This is a genomic window from Actibacterium mucosum KCTC 23349 (genome assembly GCF_000647975.1).
Taxonomy (GTDB): Bacteria; Pseudomonadota; Alphaproteobacteria; order Rhodobacterales; family Rhodobacteraceae; genus Actibacterium; species Actibacterium mucosum.
The window spans coordinates 80808-98131 of record NZ_JFKE01000009.1 but is presented as its reverse complement, the minus strand read 5'-3'; the positions used below and the strand labels follow the sequence as shown (position 1 = coordinate 98131).

13 protein-coding genes are annotated in these 17324 nt (G+C 63.9%); 3 read left to right on the top strand and 10 right to left on the bottom strand.

Annotated features, from left to right (window positions below; translation table 11 throughout):
- From ACMU_RS18930 to ACMU_RS16985, 9 genes are all read right to left on the bottom strand, one after another.
- Positions 1 to 1112, bottom strand: a 1112-nt coding sequence (locus tag ACMU_RS18930) for a tetratricopeptide repeat protein (protein ID WP_152544670.1), incomplete at its 3' end; no start/stop codon positions are given.
- Between the two features lie 347 nt (positions 1113 to 1459).
- A complete protein-coding gene (gene mraY / locus ACMU_RS17020; RefSeq protein ID WP_035262028.1) occupies positions 1460 to 2542 on the bottom strand; it encodes a phospho-N-acetylmuramoyl-pentapeptide-transferase in 1083 nt (360 codons plus the stop codon).
- Between the two features lie 9 nt (positions 2543 to 2551).
- Positions 2552 to 3988, bottom strand: coding sequence for a UDP-N-acetylmuramoyl-tripeptide--D-alanyl-D-alanine ligase (locus ACMU_RS17015; RefSeq protein ID WP_152544669.1), 1437 nt, complete (start codon positions 3986 to 3988; stop codon positions 2552 to 2554).
- The gene (locus ACMU_RS17010; protein ID WP_035262024.1) at positions 3985 to 5466 is read right to left on the bottom strand and encodes a UDP-N-acetylmuramoyl-L-alanyl-D-glutamate--2,6-diaminopimelate ligase; all 1482 of its coding nucleotides are present in this window, start codon (positions 5464 to 5466) and stop codon (positions 3985 to 3987) included. Before ACMU_RS17010 ends, ACMU_RS17015 begins: the two co-directional genes overlap by 4 nt.
- Before the next feature lie 17 nt (positions 5467 to 5483).
- On the bottom strand, positions 5484 to 7274 hold the full coding sequence (locus ACMU_RS17005) for a peptidoglycan D,D-transpeptidase FtsI family protein (protein ID WP_035262022.1): 1791 nt from the start codon (positions 7272 to 7274) through the stop codon (positions 5484 to 5486).
- On the bottom strand, positions 7271 to 7627 hold the full coding sequence (ftsL, locus tag ACMU_RS17000; RefSeq protein ID WP_035262020.1) for a cell division protein FtsL: 357 nt from the start codon (positions 7625 to 7627) through the stop codon (positions 7271 to 7273). Before ftsL ends, ACMU_RS17005 begins: the two co-directional genes overlap by 4 nt.
- A gap of 2 nt (positions 7628 to 7629) precedes the next feature.
- Entirely contained in the window at positions 7630 to 8622 is a 993-nt protein-coding gene (gene rsmH, locus ACMU_RS16995; RefSeq protein ID WP_035262018.1) for a 16S rRNA (cytosine(1402)-N(4))-methyltransferase RsmH, read from the bottom strand.
- A 3-nt stretch (positions 8623 to 8625) separates the two neighbouring features.
- Complete coding sequence (gene mraZ / locus ACMU_RS16990; protein WP_035262016.1) at positions 8626 to 9126, bottom strand: division/cell wall cluster transcriptional repressor MraZ; 501 nt, start codon at positions 9124 to 9126, stop codon at positions 8626 to 8628.
- A 583-nt stretch (positions 9127 to 9709) separates the two neighbouring features.
- Positions 9710 to 10795 (bottom strand): Mrp/NBP35 family ATP-binding protein, encoded by a 1086-nt coding sequence (locus ACMU_RS16985; protein ID WP_035262013.1) that lies wholly within the window; start codon positions 10793 to 10795, stop codon positions 9710 to 9712.
- Between the two features lie 667 nt (positions 10796 to 11462).
- Here ACMU_RS16985 and ACMU_RS16980 point away from each other — a divergent pair.
- Positions 11463 to 11834 (top strand): DUF1330 domain-containing protein, encoded by a 372-nt coding sequence (locus ACMU_RS16980; RefSeq protein ID WP_051588420.1) that lies wholly within the window; start codon positions 11463 to 11465, stop codon positions 11832 to 11834.
- 64 nt (positions 11835 to 11898) lie between these two features.
- Positions 11899 to 12798, top strand: a complete 900-nt coding sequence (locus tag ACMU_RS16975) for a LysR family transcriptional regulator (RefSeq protein WP_035262010.1) — start codon at positions 11899 to 11901, stop codon at positions 12796 to 12798.
- On the opposite strand, the gene ACMU_RS16970 is transcribed toward ACMU_RS16975, so the two are convergent.
- Positions 12795 to 15230 (bottom strand): ATP-dependent helicase, encoded by a 2436-nt coding sequence (locus ACMU_RS16970; RefSeq protein WP_035262008.1) that lies wholly within the window; start codon positions 15228 to 15230, stop codon positions 12795 to 12797. The genes ACMU_RS16975 and ACMU_RS16970 overlap by 4 nt on opposite strands.
- Positions 15231 to 15429: 199 nt before the next feature.
- On the opposite strand from ACMU_RS16970, the gene ACMU_RS16965 reads away from it, so the two are divergent.
- Positions 15430 to 17256 carry a sensor domain-containing diguanylate cyclase gene (locus tag ACMU_RS16965; protein ID WP_051588418.1) on the top strand — a complete coding sequence of 609 codons (1827 nt, stop codon included), beginning with the start codon at positions 15430 to 15432 and terminating at the stop codon, positions 17254 to 17256.
- Positions 17257 to 17324: the final 68 nt, after the last annotated feature.

Below are 17324 nucleotides of genomic sequence, written 5' to 3'. Positions count from 1 at the left end.
AGGTTGTTGAGGCGGGAGGCATAGTCAGGATGCGCGGTGCCGTTCACCTTACGGTCAATCTCAAGCGCATCACGAAAGAGCGGCTCTGCCTCGTCAAACCGGCCCGTGTCCCGCAGCAACGCAGCAAGGTTGTTGAGGCGGGAGGCATAGTCAGGATGCGCGGCGCCGTGCACCTTACGGCCAATCTCAAGCGCCTCGCGATAAAGCGGCTCTGCCGCGTCAAACCGGCCCGTGGCCCGCAGCAACCCGGCAAGGTTGTTGAGGGCGGTGGCATAGTCAGGATGCGTGGTGCCGTGCACCTCACGGGTGATGTCACGCGCCTCGAGATAAAGCGGCTCTGCCTCGTCAAACCGGCCCGTGTCCTGCAGCGTGATTGCGTGTTCGTTTAGTGCCAAGCTCAGTTTTTCTTGATCATCCAGCTTACGCGCCAATTCAAGCAGGTCTTCGCCATGGCGCAGGGCGGTGGCATAGTCCCCGCTGCGCCAGGCAAATTCGCGCGCCTTATTGAGGGTGTCGAAGGTTGGGTTCAGGCGGGCGGCTTTGTCGTAGTGGGTGGCGGCGTCGGCCCAGCGGACTTGCGCCTCGGCCACTTCGCCAAGGCCAAAGGCGGCCGAGGCGGCCTCTTGCACGTCCAGTTCGCGGGCGGCGTCGACCTCGGCAAAGATGTCGTTGGCAAGGGTGAAATCCCCGGCGCGCAGGGCGTCGCGCGCGGCGGTCAGGCGGTCACCGCCGATGCGGTTGCCGAGGCGTTCGAGACGGGCTTCGAGGTCGAGGATTTTGGCGTGTTGCTGTGACAGCGCCTCTTCGGGGTTGGCGAGGCGGCGGTTGAGTTCGTCGATCTTGTCTTGCAGTTGCCTGCGTTCGGCGCCATGGGTTTTTTCAACCTCGGCCTGCGTTTGGGTCAGCATCTCGCGCTGGGTTTGCGCGAATTGCTGTGGGGTCATGGTGATGACGTCGATGCGGGGTGGTTTGGGTTGTTCAGGTGGGGCGGGTTTGGCGAAGAGAGTCCGGATCCAGTCAGGGATTGAACCGCCGACCAGCACCGCGACGATACTGGCGAGGCTGCCGAATATGCCGACCTCAAGCGCGTTGGTTTTTAGGAATTCCCACAAAACTCGTCACCCTACCCGTTTGGCAAAAGACTATCAGAGGATGTGGGTTTGGGTAGTGGGAAATTGGGAGGGCAGCGCCCGAGCCTGGGTGGGCGTGAATGCGCCCTCCCGGGGGGAGGGTCGGGCGCTGCCCGGCCTGTCGGCCGGGCGGGACCGGGGTGAGGGGTGAACATGACATGCTCAGAGGGCAGCCCGCGGCCGCGGGTGGGGGTGAAGCCCCCGCCCGGGGGGGCGGTCTCTCGTGCATTGCAAGCAATGCACTGCCGACGGGCGATTGCAGGCAATTGCCTGAGGTCGGGGGGTGCCCGGCCTGTCGGCCGGGCGGGATGGTGGTGAGGGTGGGCGTCTTAGCGGACTTTTAGGGTGGCCAGGCCGATCAGGGCGAGGATCAGCGAGATGATCCAGAAGCGGATGACGATCTGGCTTTCGGCCCAGCCTCGTTTCTCGAAATGGTGGTGGATCGGGGCCATCAGGAAGACGCGCTTGCCGGTGCGTTTGAAGTAGAGGACCTGAATGATGACCGAGAGCGCCTCGACCACGAACAGGCCGCCGACGATGGCCAGGACGATCTCGTGCTTGGTGGCCACGGCGATGGCGCCCAGCGCGCCGCCAAGGGCCAGCGATCCGGTATCGCCCATGAAGACGGCGGCGGGCGGGGCGTTGTACCACAAAAAGCCGAGGCCACCGCCGATGAGCGCGGAACAGAAGATAAGGATCTCGCCGGTGCCGGGCACGTAGTGGACATCGAGATATTCGGTGAAGTCAACGCGGCCCACCGCATAGGCGATGACGCCCAGCGTGCCGGCGGCGATCATGACGGGCATGATGGCCAGACCGTCCAGACCGTCGGTCAGGTTCACGGCATTGGCCGAGCCGACGATGACGATGACGGCGAAGGGCACGAAGAGGAAGCTCATATTGATCAGCGTGTCTTTGAAGACCGGCAGGGCGAGTTGGGCGGACAGCGGATCGGGGTGGGCGACGGTGGCGGCGTAGCCTGCGATGGCGGCGATCAGGATGCCGAGCCCCATACGGATACGGCCCGACACGCCGGCGGTGTTGTTTTTCGACACCTTGGCGTAGTCATCGGCGAACCCGATCAGGCCGAAGCTGACCGTGACCAGCAGCACGATCCAGACATAAGGGTTATCGAGCCGCGCCCAAAGAAGGGTGGAGAAGACCAGCGCCGACAGGATCAGAAGGCCGCCCATGGTGGGCGTGCCGGCCTTGGCAAAGTGGCTTTCGGGGCCGTCATCGCGGATGGGTTGGCCCTTTTTCTGCTTGCGGCGCAAGAGGTTGATCAGCGGGCGGCCAAAGATGAAGCCAAAGACCAGCGCGGTGAAGAACGCGGCACCGGCGCGGAAGGTGATATAGCGGAACAGGTTGAAAAAGTCGCCGCCATCGGAAAGTTCGGTGAGCCAGTAGAGCATGCGGGGCGGTTACCTTTCGTCAGAAGTTGGGGCCGGATGCCCAATTTTGCGCAGGGCGTCAACCACGAGGCTGACCTTTGATCCCTTGGAGCCTTTGACCAGCACCACGTCACCGGCGTCGATCAGCGCCCCGGCACGGGTGGCAAGCTCGGGCGCAGTCGCCACCCATTCGCCGCGTTGGGCGGCGGGCAGCGCGTCGTAAAGGCCGCGCATCAGGGGGCCGACGCAGTGGATCACCTGCAGCCTGGGCAGCAGCGGGTGATCGGCGATGGCGCGGTGCATCACGGCCTCGTCGGGGCCAAGTTCCAACATGTCACCCAGCACCGCGATGCGGCGGCCACGGGCGATGCGGCCCACGTCGTGGGCGGGGTTGGCGGCGGCCAGAACCTCGAGCGCGGCGCGCATCGAGGCCGGGTTGGCGTTAAACGCGTCGTCGATCAGATCGAACCACAGCGCGGTGTCGGTGTCGTCCAGCAGCCGGCGCTCGCGCGCGCCCCGTCCCAGCGGCGGGGTCCAGCGACCCAGCGCGGGCACCGCAAGGCCCAGATCGCCGCCAACCGCCATCACGGCACCCAGCACCGCCAGCGCATTCCCGGCAAAATGCCGCCCGGCGGCGTTGAGTTTGAACAGAACGTTTTGCCCGTCGATCTGCGCCTCGGCCACGGTCAGGTCGCCCTGAAGCGTCACCTTGGACAGGTAAAGATCGCAAGCCGCGTCGGCACCGAAGCTAACCGCGCGCGCATCGCCCACCGCGTCGCGCAGAATGCCCGAGACCTTCAGATCGCCGCGATAGATCGCGGTGCCGCCGGGGACCAGCCCGGTGAAGATCGCACCCTTTTCGACGGCGATATCGGCCAGCGTGTTGAAGGCGGCCAGGTGCGCCTCGACCACGGTGGTTACAATCGCCACATGGGGGCGGGCCATGGCGGCCAGCGGGGCAATTTCGCCGGGGTGGTTCATGCCGATCTCGATCACGGCATACTCAACCTCTGCGGGCATGCGGGCCAGCGTCAGGGGCACGCCCCAATGGTTGTTAAAACTGGCCTCGGCCGCGTGCACGCTGCCCTGATCGCCCAGCACGTCGCGCAGCATTTCCTTGGTCGAGGTTTTGCCAGCCGAACCCGTCACCGCGATGACCTGCGCGGTGGTGCGGGCGCGGGCGGCGCGGCCCAGCGCCTCGAGCGCGGGCAGCACGTCATCGACAATCAGCAACGGCGCGTCGGGGGCGACGCCATCGGGGATGCGGCTGACCAGCGCGGCGGCGGCGCCCTTGTCTAGCGCTTGCGCCACGAAATCATGGCCGTCGCGCACGTCCTTGAGGGCCACGAACAGGTCGCCCGGTGTGATCGAGCGGGTGTCGATGCTGACGCCTGTTGCGGCCCAGTTGCTGGTGGCGCGCCCGCCCGTGGCGGCGGCGGCGTCGGCGGCAGACCACAGCGCCATCAGATCATCCCGTCCAGCGCGGCCACGGCGACCGAGGATTGTTCAACATCGTCAAAGGGATAGACGTCATCGCCCACGATCTGCCCGGTCTCGTGCCCCTTGCCCGCGACCAGCAGCGCGTCACCGGGTTGCAGGGCGTCAACGCCGCGCAGGATGGCCTCGGCCCGGTCGCCCACCTCGATCCCTTCGGGACAGGCGGCCAGGATCGCGGCGCGGATCTCGGCCGGGTCTTCGGAGCGCGGGTTGTCATCGGTCACAAAGGCCAGATCGGCATGTTCGGCCGCCGCGGCCCCCATCAGGGGGCGCTTGCCGGTGTCGCGGTCACCGCCGGCGCCAAAGACCACGATCAGCCGGCCCAGCACGTGCGGGCGCAGGGCGCGTAGCGCGGTGGCCAATGCGTCGGGCGTGTGCGAGTAGTCGACAAAGACCGAGGCGCCGTTTTCGCGCGTGGCGGCCAGCTGCATGCGGCCGCGCACGGTGGTCAGCTCGGGCAGCACCGCGAACACCCGCGATGGCTCGGCCCCTGCGGCGATGGCCAGCCCGGCGGCGGTCAGCACATTGGCGGCCTGAAACCCGCCAACCAGCGGCAGGCGGGTCAGGTGCGGGCGATCCTGATAGGAAAACCGCAGATCCTGCCCGGTGGCGTCGAAACGTTGGCCCTGAATGCGCAAATCCGCCTCGGGGTGTTGGCCGATGGTGATCAGCGTCTGCCCGGCCTCGGTCGCCAGTTGCGCCATATCGGCGCCGCGGGCGTCATCCAGGTTGATCACGGCGGTGGCGTCAGCGGGCAGAACGCGGGTGAACAGCCCGGCCTTGGCGGCGAAGTATTCGTCAAAGCTGGCGTGGTAATCCAGGTGGTCCTGGCTGAAATTGGTAAAGGCGGCGGCGGTCAGGTGCACGCCGTCCAGGCGGCGTTGGGCCAGTCCGTGGCTTGAGGCCTCCATCGCGGCATGGGTGATGCCGGCGGCGCGCATATCGGCCAGCAGGCTGTGCAGGGTGATCGGTTCGGGGGTGGTGTGGCTGAGCGGGGCGGTAAAGGCGCCCTCGACCCCGGTGGTGCCGAAATTGGCGGCCTCTAACCCCAACAGCGCCCAGATCTGGCGGGTGAATGTGGCGACCGAGGTTTTGCCATTGGTGCCGGTGACGGCCACGACGGTGTCGGGCTGCCCGCCGAACCACAGCGCGGCGGCATAGGCCAGCGCCTGACGCGGGTCTTCGGCGATGATCAGCGCGGCGTTGGATGCGGCCAGTTCGGCGGCGGCGATCTGCGCACCTGCGCGGTCGGTCAGGATGGCGGCGGCGTCCATGCGCAGTGCGTATTGGATAAACTCGCCACCATGCACCCGCGCGCCGGGTAACGCGGCGAAGAGGTGGCCCGGTTTCACCTCGCGGCTGTCGACGCTGAGGCCGGTGATCTGCGCCTCGGCCCCGCCTTGGGCGCGCAGCCCCAGCTGGGTCAGTGATTTGGTCTGTTCCGCCATGTCAGGCCCCCTGCCCGTCAGTTGCTGGCGCGTGTTACCTCAAACTTGCTGGCGGGTTCAATCTCTGGCCGCAACCCCAACAGCGGCGCAGTGCGGCGGATGATCTCGGCGGCAACGGGCACGGCGGTCCAGCCGGCCGTACGGCGGGGTTGCGCACCCGAGGTTTCGACCGGTTCATCCAGCGTGACAATCAGCACGTATTTGGGCGCGTGGGCCGGAAAGATCGAGGCAAAGGTCGCCATGACCTTGTCGTCGTAATACCCACCACCCTGCGGCCGTGGTTTGTCGGCGGTGCCGGTTTTGCCACCAACGGCGTAACCGGGCACGTCGCCGAAACTGGCCGTGCCGCGGGCCACCACCTGGCGCAGCATATGGCGCGCAGCTTCGGACGTGGCTTGCGAGATCACGCGCTCGTCACGCTGCATGCCCTGGCCTGCCAAAAGCGTGGGCTGCACCCGCCAGCCGCCATTAGCGACCGTCGCATAAGCGGCTGCAAGATGCAGCGGGCTGGCCGAGACGCCATGCCCGTAAGACGCTGTAATCGTGTGGATATCCCGCCAACGCGTGGGATACTTGGGCTGCACCCCGGGGGCCTCGGCCAGTTCAACCGGCGCGGGGGAAAAGAGGCCAAGCTCGCGCAGGAAATCCTGCTGCCGGTTGGCCCCGATGCTGAGCGCCATACGGGCCGTGCCGACATTCGACGACTTCACGATCACATCGGTCACAGACAGTTTCGGGCCATAGTTCTTGTTGCGAAACTCTTTGATCTTGTGCTTGCCCCATTTCATCGGGGCGTTGGCATCAACCATGGTTTCGGCATTCACAAGGCCCAGTTCCATCGCCTGCGCGGCCGTGAAGATCTTGTAGGTCGAGCCAAGCTCGTACAGCCCCTGCACCGCGCGGTTAAACAGCGGGCTGTCGGCGGCGTCGCCTTCGGTCAAAGGGCGCGGGCGGTCGTTGGGGTCAAAGTCTGGCAAACTTGCCAAGGCCAGCAATTCGCCGGTATGCGCGTCCATCAGAACAGCCGCGGCGCCCTTGGCATTCATCATGCGCATGCCGCCATACAGAACCTGTTCGACCGCGTCCTGCACCGTCAGGTCCAGCGACAATTGCAGCGGCGCGCCGCCATTCACGGGATCGCGCAGAAAGTCGTTAAAGGCATGTTCCACACCCGCAACGCCGATCACCTCGGCCGAGGACACGCCCTCGCGCCCGAAGCCGGCCCCGCCCAGCACATGGGCGGCCAGCTTGCCATTGGGGTAAAGGCGCATCTCGCGCGGGCCAAACAACAGGCCGGGATCACCGATGTCATGCACCGCCTGCATCTGTTCGGGGCTGAGTTTCTTCTTGATCCACAGGAACTTGCGCTTGCCGGTGAAGTCAGCCAGCAGTTTCTGCGGGTTCAGGTCGGGAAAGATCTTGGACAGTTCTTCGGCGGCGCGCGCCTTGTCGACCATATGCGGTGGGTGCGCATAAAGCGCATGCGTGGCCAGGTTCGTCGCCAGCACCCTGCCATTGCGGTCGGTGATGTCGGCACGCTGCGCCAGGATCGTCTGGCCGGACGAGGCCACCGAAGGCTCGAACGGTTGCGAAGCCGCCATCAGCCCCATCCGCGCCCCGACCGTGCCGAATGCGACGAAAAACATGGCGGCCAGAATCAACAGCCGCCCTTCGGCCCGTTGGCGGGTCTGGTCGCGCTGCGCCTCGTGGCGTTTGCGGATATTCTCGCGTTCGATCGCGTCCGGGTTTTCGCCCTTTTCGCGGGCGTCCAGAATGCGGGCAAGCGGGCGCAGAGGCGTGCGGATCATGGGCGTTCCTCCTGCGGGATGGTGCCGATCACCTCGACCGGCGTTGTGTAATCCAACAGGTCGGGGTCCACCGGAAAGGCGACCTGATCGATGCGGCCAAACTGCTCGGGCCGCAGGGGGAATAGGCCAAGGCGATCAAAGTTCAGTTCGGACAATTCGCGCAGGCGGTCCGGACGGTTGAGATACGACCACTCGGCCCGCAGCACCGCCAAAGAACCCCGCATCGAGGCAATCTCGCGCTGCAAATGTTCGGCCTTGCGGATGGCCTGTTGCGTCTGGAAGTTCTGGTAGTAGGCCCAATAGGCCAGCCCAATCACCACCACCCCGGCCAATACATAAAAGAATCCGCGCATCGTTACCTCACCATGATCGCTGGCAGTCCCAGTTTTGTTCTGTCGACAGATCCCGCCGGTTCGTCGGTCCTTTGTGCCACCCGCAGGCGCGACGAGCGCGCGCGCGGGTTTTCGGCCAGTTCATCCGCATCCGGCGCAATGGCTTTGCGCGGTTTCAGGTCGAATGCCGGCGCGGCGCGCTGTATTTCCGGTGCGTGGCGGCTGCCCTGCCCGCCGCCGCCCGACCGCGCGGTCAGAAAGCGTTTGACGATCCGGTCCTCGATGGAATGGAACGTCACCACGGCCAGCATGCCGCCCGGCTTCAGCGCGCGCTCGGCGGCCTCCAGCCCATTGACCAACTGGCCCAGCTCGTCATTCACCGCTATGCGGATCGCCTGAAAGCTGCGGGTGGCGGGATGCGATTGCCCAGGTTTCGGGCGCGGCAGACAGCCTTCGACGCATTCAACCAATTGCGATGTGGTTTCAAAGGGTTGCACGGCGCGTGCCTTGACGATGGCGCGCGCGATCCGGCGCGAGGCGCGCTCTTCGCCATAGTGGAAAAGGATATCGGCCAGCTCGGCCTCTTCGGCGCGGTTGACCAGGTCGGCGGCCGAGGGGCCCTGTTGGCTCATCCGCATGTCCAGCGGGCCGTCCTTCATAAAGGAAAACCCGCGTTCGGCCTGATCCAGCTGCATGGAACTGACGCCAAGGTCCAGCACGACACCGTCCAACGGCGCGCCCGCGTGGACGTCCAGCTCGGAAAACGTGCCGCGGACCAGTTTCAAGCGGTTGCCATATTCCCGCGCCCAGGGCGCGGCCATGTCAAAGACCGCCGGGTCGCGGTCCACGCCGACGACCAGATCGGCGCCCGCATCCAGCAGACCGCGCGCATAACCGCCCGCACCGAACGTGCCATCCAGCCAGCGGCCCGACACGGGCGCAACGGCGGCCAGAAGCGGGCGTAGCAATACAGGGATATGGGGGCGCTTGCCTTCGGAAGGCGCCGTCGCCGCCATGGCTCAGGCCTCTCCGCCGTCCAGAAGGGACAGCGGGTCAAAATCATCTGGCTGGTCAGCAAGGAAGTCATCAGTCTCGGCGCCCTCGACCGTATCGTAAGTCTGGGCATTCCAGATCTCGAAATACTCGCCCATGGCAACCATCACCGCCTCGCCCGACAGGCCGATCTGTTCGCGGCGGTCCTTGGGCAGAACGATCCGGCCGTCCTTGTCGACCTCGGTTTCCCACGACTTGCCAAGGATCATGCGCGCCGCCTGCTTGCGCGCGTTGGAACCACGGGGGAGTTTCTTGATATCGGCCTCGATCTCGGCCATGGCGTCGATCGTATAGGCGTGCAGGCAGTTTTTCAGGTGCGGGCCATACAGAACAACCATGCGCGGAAGGGGGTTTTCGGGGCACCGGGGGTCACCGCTTTCGAGCACACGGCGAAAATCGGCCGGGATCGACATGCGACCCTTGCCGTCAACCTTTTGGTTGAACTCGCCTCTGAAACTCAGCGTCACCGCGTCCTGCCTCTCGTTTCCTGTCCCGCCGCCGGGAAGGCGGCCCTTAGAATGGAAACGGCGGATAGAGCTGCTGCCACTGCCCTATCCGCCGCCCTCGTCCCATCTCTGGGGTGTCCAACTACGCGCGCCACCTGGGGGGATGTCTGCTCGCCCGCGCGTCGGATCTCTGTCGTCTGATGAAAGCGGGTGCCTGTATGAAACCTGACTTTTCGCCTTAGTTCGGGGTCTTTGGCGCCCCTATTACTGTCCCGTCCTCATCGGATGGATAATGATTGCCATGGGAATTCATGGAAATCAACTGATTTTCACGGGACGAAGACACAAGATGCTGTTTCAGAGAGGGGGCGAAAACAAGATTTAGGGTGAAATCGCGGCATTCCGCCACACTAGATAGACGAAACACGTCATCAAGACACTATATATAGTGCGCCCCGGAAAGTGCCAGAATTTCCCAAAAATTTGGGCTTTCGATCAAATTTTGCCATTTCAGCGGCATCGAAAACCGGGAAGCGGCCGGAATCGTGCCGCGATTCGACTGGAACCGATCGGTTTCCCAACCGGTTCCATGGTTTCCCAGAGGCTAGGCGATTCCGCCTTTGACCAGCCCGGCGGCCAGTTGTGCATAGGCGTCGGCCACCGGACCGTCACCGGCAGCAATGGGTGTGCCCGCGTCACCGGCAAGGCGGGTATCCAGATCAATCGGCAACTCGCCCAGGAACGGCAGGTCCAGCTTTGCAGCTTCGTCCCGCACGCCACCATGGCCGAAAATATGGCTTTCGTGACCACAGTTGGGGCAGAAGAACGAGGACATGTTTTCGATCAGGCCCAGAACCGGGGTTTTGAGCTTGCCGAACATATCGATTGCCTTGCGGGCATCCAACAGGGCCACGTCCTGCGGTGTTGACACCACAATGGCGCCGGTCAGATGGGTGCGTTGGCACAGGGTCAGTTGCACATCACCCGTGCCCGGCGGCAGGTCAACCAGCAGAACGTCCAACTCGCCCCAAGCCACCTGTCCCAACATTTGCTGCAACGCGCCCATCAGCATCGGTCCGCGCCAGACAACCGCCTGATCCGGGTCCACCATAAGGCCGATGGACATCATGGTAACGCCATGCGCCTGCAACGGGATGATCGTCTTGCCGTCCGGCGACGCGGGGCGTTTGCTAACCCCCATCATCCGGGGCTGTGACGGGCCGTAAATGTCGGCGTCCAAAAGCCCCACGCGGCGCCCCTGACGGGCCAGCGCCACGGCAAGGTTCGACGAGACGGTGGATTTCCCCACACCGCCCTTGCCCGACGCAATGGCCAGGATCCGGTCAACGCCCGCCACTTTTTCCGGTCCGCCCGAGGTCGGATGGCGCCCAAGTTTCAGGCTTGGCGCGTCGCCCGAGGGGGCGGCCTGCGCGGGTTTTGGGGCGCTGTGGGCGGTCAGAACCACGGACACGTCATCGACGCCCGGCAGGCTGCGCAGGGCAGCCTCGGCCGCGTCCCGGACAGGCGCCATGGCCTGCCCGTCACCTGCGTCGGCGACTTCGATCACGAATCGAACGGACGAGTCGCCGACCTCTAACGCTCTGATTGTATCGGAGGAAATCAGATCACCTCCGTCGGGAGTTGCGACTCTGCGAAGCGTGTCAAGAACCATATTTCGGTCGAGGGCCATCTGTGTCTCCTGCGCGTTTTTCGGAATTTTCCCAGGCGGTAAAATCCGAAAATCAGTTTTAAGTTGCCTAAAATGCAATCACAACCACCCAAAAGGGCCGATTTAATGTGACAGCTGAACTTATGCATTTTCTGCATGGCAGCGTTGATTAAATCCGCATTGTGCACGCGCAGCAATGCCCTAAATTGAGGTCATCGGAAGCGCAACGGTGCTTTCAACAAAATTCGGATCGAATGGCCCTTCCTCCTCCCTGGGTCGTTTGGTTGAGCGGCGGCATCTTCCTCCTCCCTGATGTCGCCGCACCATTTCCGGGGTCAAACCCCGAACGTTGTGTAGCGTGCCCCCTCCTCCTCCCTGGGGCAACTGCATCAAAGCTGAACGGTGGCACCCCTCCTCCTCCCTGGTGCCACCGTTCGCAACAGACATAGGGGCCCGGTGCCACGCACCCACGTCCCGAACCGCATACGTTGGTCTCTACCTCCTCCCTGAGGCCGCGTGAACTTAGCGGCGGCGCCTCTCCTCCTCCCTGGCGTCGCCGCTTTTTCGTTTTCGGAGGGCTTTTTCGGACATGTGCAAATTCGGGCTGCGGGGGTGCGCGATGGGGGCCTGTCGGGGCCGCGGGTGATGGGGCATTTGCAAAGCCATCACAAGCAAACGGAGCCCCCCGATGACCAAATTCCTGACATCCGCCGCACTGGGCCTTGCCCTGATCGCCGCCCCCGCCGCCCAGGCCGAGCCGGTGTTCCTGCTGGCGCAATCCAACGTCACCGACGCCGATGCGTTCTTTGGCCAATACGGCCCCGCCGCCTTTGCCACGCTGCAAGAGCACGGCGCCACGATCTATTTCGGCGCTCAGGATTACACCGCGATCGAGGGCGACTGGACCGGCAACTGGACCGCGCTGGTGTCGTTCCCCGACGAGGATGCGGCGATGGCCTGGTACAATTCCGACGCCTACCAGTCTGGCGCCCGCCCGATCCGGCTGAGCGCCACGGATGACGGCATGCTGGTGCTGTTCCGCCCGGTTTCGGCCAACTGAACGGTTGCGGCGCGGCGCGCCGGGCGGCACTCTGCGGGGCGCACCCCCTGCAGGAGGCCCCCCGATGTCGCCGCGCCCGACGGATATGAACTGGGACGATCTGAAGTTTTTCCTGGCCGTGGCCCGGGCCGGCTCGTTTCATCGGGCCGCCGGCACGATGGGCGCCAACCGCACCACGGTGGCACGGCGGCTGGACGCGCTGGAGGCCGCGATTGGCACGCGGCTGTTTGACCGGATGCCGACGGGGCTGACCCTGACCGCGACCGGGGCCGAGCTGATCCCGCATGCCGAGCGGGTCGAGGCCGAGGTGGCCGCCGCCGCGCGCCTGCTGGCGGGCCGCGATGCAGCGCTGGTGGGGCCGGTGCGGCTGAGCATGCCGCATTTCCTGGCCCGCACCCTGGTGATGGACCTGCTGACCGGTTTTGCCACCGACAACCCGGGCGTGGATCTGCGGATCGACCTGGACCGCCGCCCGGTCAGCCTGGCGCTGCGCGAGGCCGATGTGACGTTGCGCTTTGCGCGGGCGGTGGATGGCGACGTGCTGGGCCGGCGGCTGGCGACCTGTTCGCGGGCGGCCTATTGCGCGCCGTCGCTGGCGCAGCGCATGGCCGATAACGGCGGCACGGGGCTGCATTGGATCGGCAGCACCGAGCCCGACGAGGCCGACACCGCCGATTGGATCGCGGCCAGCGCCTTTCCCAACGCCCGGCTGCGCCATAGGATGACCGAGGGCGCCACGCAGATCGCCTTTGCCCGCGCAGGCGCCGGGTTGACGATGCTGCCCTGTTTCGTGGGCGATGCCGAGCCGGGCCTTGTCCGCGCACCGTTCCAGACCCCGCAGCCCGACCGCAGCCTGTGGCTGCTGCTGCATCGCGATCTGCGGCAGGTGGCGCGGGTGCGGCAATTGGTGGACCATCTGGCCGCCGGCATCATCGCCGCGCGCCCCCGGATGGAAGCGGTTTAGAACGGCACGTCGTCGGCTTGGGCGGCGGCGACAAGGAAACGGGCGACCACTTTCTTGGACCCGGCCTTGTCGAACTCGATATCCAGCTTGTCGCCTTCGATGCCCATCACGATGCCATAGCCGAATTTTTGGTGGAACACGCGGTCGCCCTGCGCAAAGGCCGAGACGGCCTCGGCGTCGATGACGATATTCTTGGCCTCGGACGGCTGGCGGGTCTGATAGTTCGCCCCGCGCGACTGCATGCGTTTCCAGCCGGGCGAGTTATAGACATCGGCCTTGGCGACCCGCTCTTCAAACGTGTCGGCCTGCGGGGCGGCCGCGCCGTAGCCGCCGCCGTAAAGGCCGGGCGGGGTCAGGACGGTCACGTGATCCTCGGGCAGTTCGTCGACAAAGCGCGAGGGCAGCTGTGACTGCCACTGGCCGTAAACGCGGCGGTTGGCGGCGAAGGATATGGTGCAAACCTCTTCGGCGCGGGTGATGCCCACATAGGCGAGGCGGCGTTCCTCTTCCAACCCTTTCAACCCGCTTTCATCCATCGAGCGTTGCGAGGGGAACAACCCGTCCTCCCACCCCGGCAGGAAGACGGCGGGAAACTCCAGCCCCTTGGCGGCGTGCAGTGTCATGATCGAAACCTTGGCCTCGGCATCTTCGCTTTCATTGTCCATGATCAGGCTGACATGTTCGAGGAACCCTTGCAGATTGTCGAAGTTTTCCAGCGCCTTGACCAGTTCCTTGAGGTTTTCCAGCCGCCCCGGTGCCTCGGGCGTTTTGTCGTTTTGCCAATGTTCGGTATAGCCGCTTTCGTCCAGCACGATCTCGGCCAGTTCGATATGGGAGCGGCTGCCGGTCAGCGTGATGGCGTGCCAGCGTTGCAGGCCATCGCAGAGGCGGGCCAGCTCTTTGGCGCCTTTGCCGGTCAGCCCCTTGGCCTCTAACAAAATCCGGGCGCCTTCGTACAGCGACACACCGTTTTGCCGCGCGGCCATCTGAATCTTCTGCTGGGCCTTGTCGCCAAGCCCGCGTTTGGGGGTGTTGACGATGCGTTCAAACGCCAGATCGTCATCCAGCGACACGGCAAGGCGGAAATAGGCCATCGCATCGCGAATTTCGAGCCGTTCGTAAAAGCGCGGGCCGCCGATCACGCGGTAGGGCAGGCCGATGGTCAGGAACCGATCCTCAAACGCGCGCATCTGGTGGGAGGCGCGGACCAGAATGGCCATCTGGTTCAGCGTCTTGGGGTCCATCCCGCGGGTGCCAGTTTGCATCGCCTCGATCTCGTCACCGATCCAGCGCGCCTCTTCCTCGCCATCCCAATGGCCGATCAGACGGACCTTTTCGCCGCCCTTGGCCGCCGTCCACAGGGTTTTGCCCAGTCGCCCCTTGTTGCCCGCGATCACGCCCGAGGCGGCGGCGAGGATATGTTCGGTAGAGCGGTAATTCTGTTCCAGCCGCACCACATGAGCGCCGGGAAAGTCTTTTTCGAACCGCAGGATATTGCCGACCTCGGCCCCGCGCCAGCCATAGATCGACTGATCGTCGTCGCCCACGCAACAGATGTTGTGATGGCCGCCCGCCAAAAGGCGCAGCCACAGATATTGGGCGACATTGGTGTCCTGATATTCGTCCACAAGGATATAGCGGAACCAGCGGCGGTATTGGTCCAACACGTCGTCATGGTTTTGGAAAATCGACACGGTGTGCAGCAGCAGATCGCCGAAATCCACCGCGTTCAGGGTGACAAGGCGTTGTTGATAGGCGGCATAAAGTTCGACACCGCGACGGTCAAAGGCATTCGCCTCGGCTTCGGGCACGGCGTCGGGCGTCCACGCGCGGTTTTTCCAGCCGTCGATGACACCGGCCAATTGCCGCGCAGGCCAGCGTTTTTCGTCAATCCCGGCCGCCACGATCAGCTGTTTCAGCAGGCGGATCTGATCGTCGGTGTCCAGAATGGTGAAGTTGGATTTCAGATGGGTTGTGGGCCCAGTTGCCGTTTCGATCACAGCATCGGAGGCGCCGTTCGGGCCGGTGACGCCGTTGATACCGACAAGCTCGGCATGGCGGCGCAGAAGTTTCACGCAGATCGAATGGAACGTGCCCAGCCAGGGCAGCCCCTCAACCGCCTCGCCCAGCAGGGTGCCGACGCGGGTCTTCATCTCGCGCGCGGCCTTGTTGGTGAAGGTCACGGCCAGGATTTCATTGGGCCGCGCGGTGCCGGTCGTCAACAGATGCGCAATGCGCGCGGTCAGCGCCTTGGTCTTGCCTGTGCCCGCACCGGCCAGCATCAGGACCGGCCCGTTCAATGTCTCGACCGCCTCGCGCTGTGCGGGGTTCAGCCCATCCAGATAGGTGGCGGGTCGTGCGGCCATCGCACGGGCCGACAGCGACGGGCGCGCCGCGGCCTCGAACGCGTCGGAATCGTCAAAACTGCTCATGGCGCCCAGAGTATCGCGTTTTTCACCCGAGTTAAAGATTTGTTCTCAGATTGTTCCGCCTCACCCACCCTTTGGCGAAATGGTTAAAATGATCGGAAAATCGCCTGTAAACAAAGGGCCACGTGCCCACCGAAGTTAAGCATTCCGAAACCGCGCCGTTTCAAAAGTTAACGCAGCGCTGCGACAGGAGTGGAATTAGGTGGAAGAACTAGAAGAGACCGTCAAACGCGAAACCATCGTTTCGAGGGTCAAAAGCTATGCGGTGTTGTTGCTGCTGTTGGTGATCGCCGCGGGTTGCTTTGTTGCAACGCGGCAATTGCCATATCCGATTGTGGATCAGCTGTTGAAACAGGACTTGCAGCAGGAATCGAAGCTGTGGCGCAAGCGGGTTGTTGACCAGCTGAGCCATGCCCCATCAACCTTTGCCGAAAAGAACCTGACGCCGTCCGACATCTCGCTGTTGTCGACGATCACGCACAACTCGGACATCTACCGGTTCAAACTGTTCGACCGGACCGGGCTGGTTTTGTGGTCCAGTCGCGAAAGCGACATCGGAACCGTGCAAAGCGACCCGTTTTTCAGCGAATTGGTTCTGAACGGCGAGATCGTGTACAAGCACGAACCCAAACATGCGTCTGAAATTGACGAGTTTGAGCTGCACGCTGTTGCCGTCGACGGCGAAATGAATCGCGAGGTGGCCGAAATCTATACACCGATCCTGGATAATGGACGGGTGTTGGGTGCCATCGAGTTCTATATCGACATCACCAATCGCCGGGACATTTTTGCCAACCGGGTGCAATTGCTGCTGGCAGCGACGTCGGCCATGGGCCTGGGTCTTATGCTGGTCGTGGTTCTGGTGGTGTTTCGTTCCGGCCGGCGGCAGTTGCAATTGCTGGAAAAACGCAGCACCGCCGAGAGGGATGGCCTGAAATCACAGATGCGGTTGGCACGCGAGGTGCGCCTGCTGGGCGAGTTGAACGAATGGCTGCAATCCAGCCGCTCGCTGGACGAATTGTTCGACATGGTTGCCCGATTCATGACGCATATGCTGCCGGACTGTTCGGGCAGTGTGTATGTCTACTCGAATTCGCGGGACGTTTTGGATGGCGCCGTCAGTTGGAACGGTGGATCGCACAAGGATCATATCCACCCCGAGGAATGCTGGGGCCTGCGGCGCGGCCGCACCTACACATATGGCAACTCGGAGGTTGATTTTGCCTGCGAACACACGGACCCGGACGACAAGCGACCCTATTTCTGCTTCCCCATTCTGGCGCATGGGGAAACGGTTGGCCTGATGCATCTGCGCGCCAAGGAGATGGTCCCGATCGAAGGCTTCAAGCCAAATCAGCGACTGGCCCAGATGTGCGCGGAACAGATTAGCCTTGCCATCGCTAACGTGCAGATGCGCGACCAGTTGCACGAGCGGTCGGTGCGCGACCCGCTGACGGGGCTGTTCAACCGCCGTCACATGACCGACCATATGCGCAAGCTGGTCAACCGCATACGGACCCACGAAACGACGTTCAGCCTGGTGTATTTGGATGTCGACCACTTCAAGAAGTTCAACGACAATCACGGACATGACGCCGGCGATCTGGTGCTGCGTGCCGTGGGGGACCTGTTGCAACGCAGTTGTCAGGATGGCGACGAAATTGCCTGTCGAATGGGTGGCGAAGAATTCATGCTGATCCTTCCGGAGGTCCAGCAGGCCGACGTTCTGAAGCGCACGGAAAAACTGCGTCGGGACGTAGAGAACATCACCGTGCGGTACGGCGAAAAGAACCTGCCGCGCATAACGATCTCGGCCGGGATCGCCCATGCACCCGAACATGGCACCGACACCCAGGAATTGCTGCGCGTGGCTGACGCCGCGCTGTATGACGCCAAGGCGCGCGGCCGCAACCAGGTGGTTGTTGCCGATCTGAGCGCGCTGGACACCGACCCCGAGGCGGACGAAGCGCGGGCGGATGCACTGTTCCTGGAACATCAGGACGTCAACAAATTGTCCGCTGCTGAGTAGACTCGCCTCAAAACGCGGCAATTGTCCTACAAATTGGTTCAGAAAAGGCGGATTTTTCGCCTTTTTTG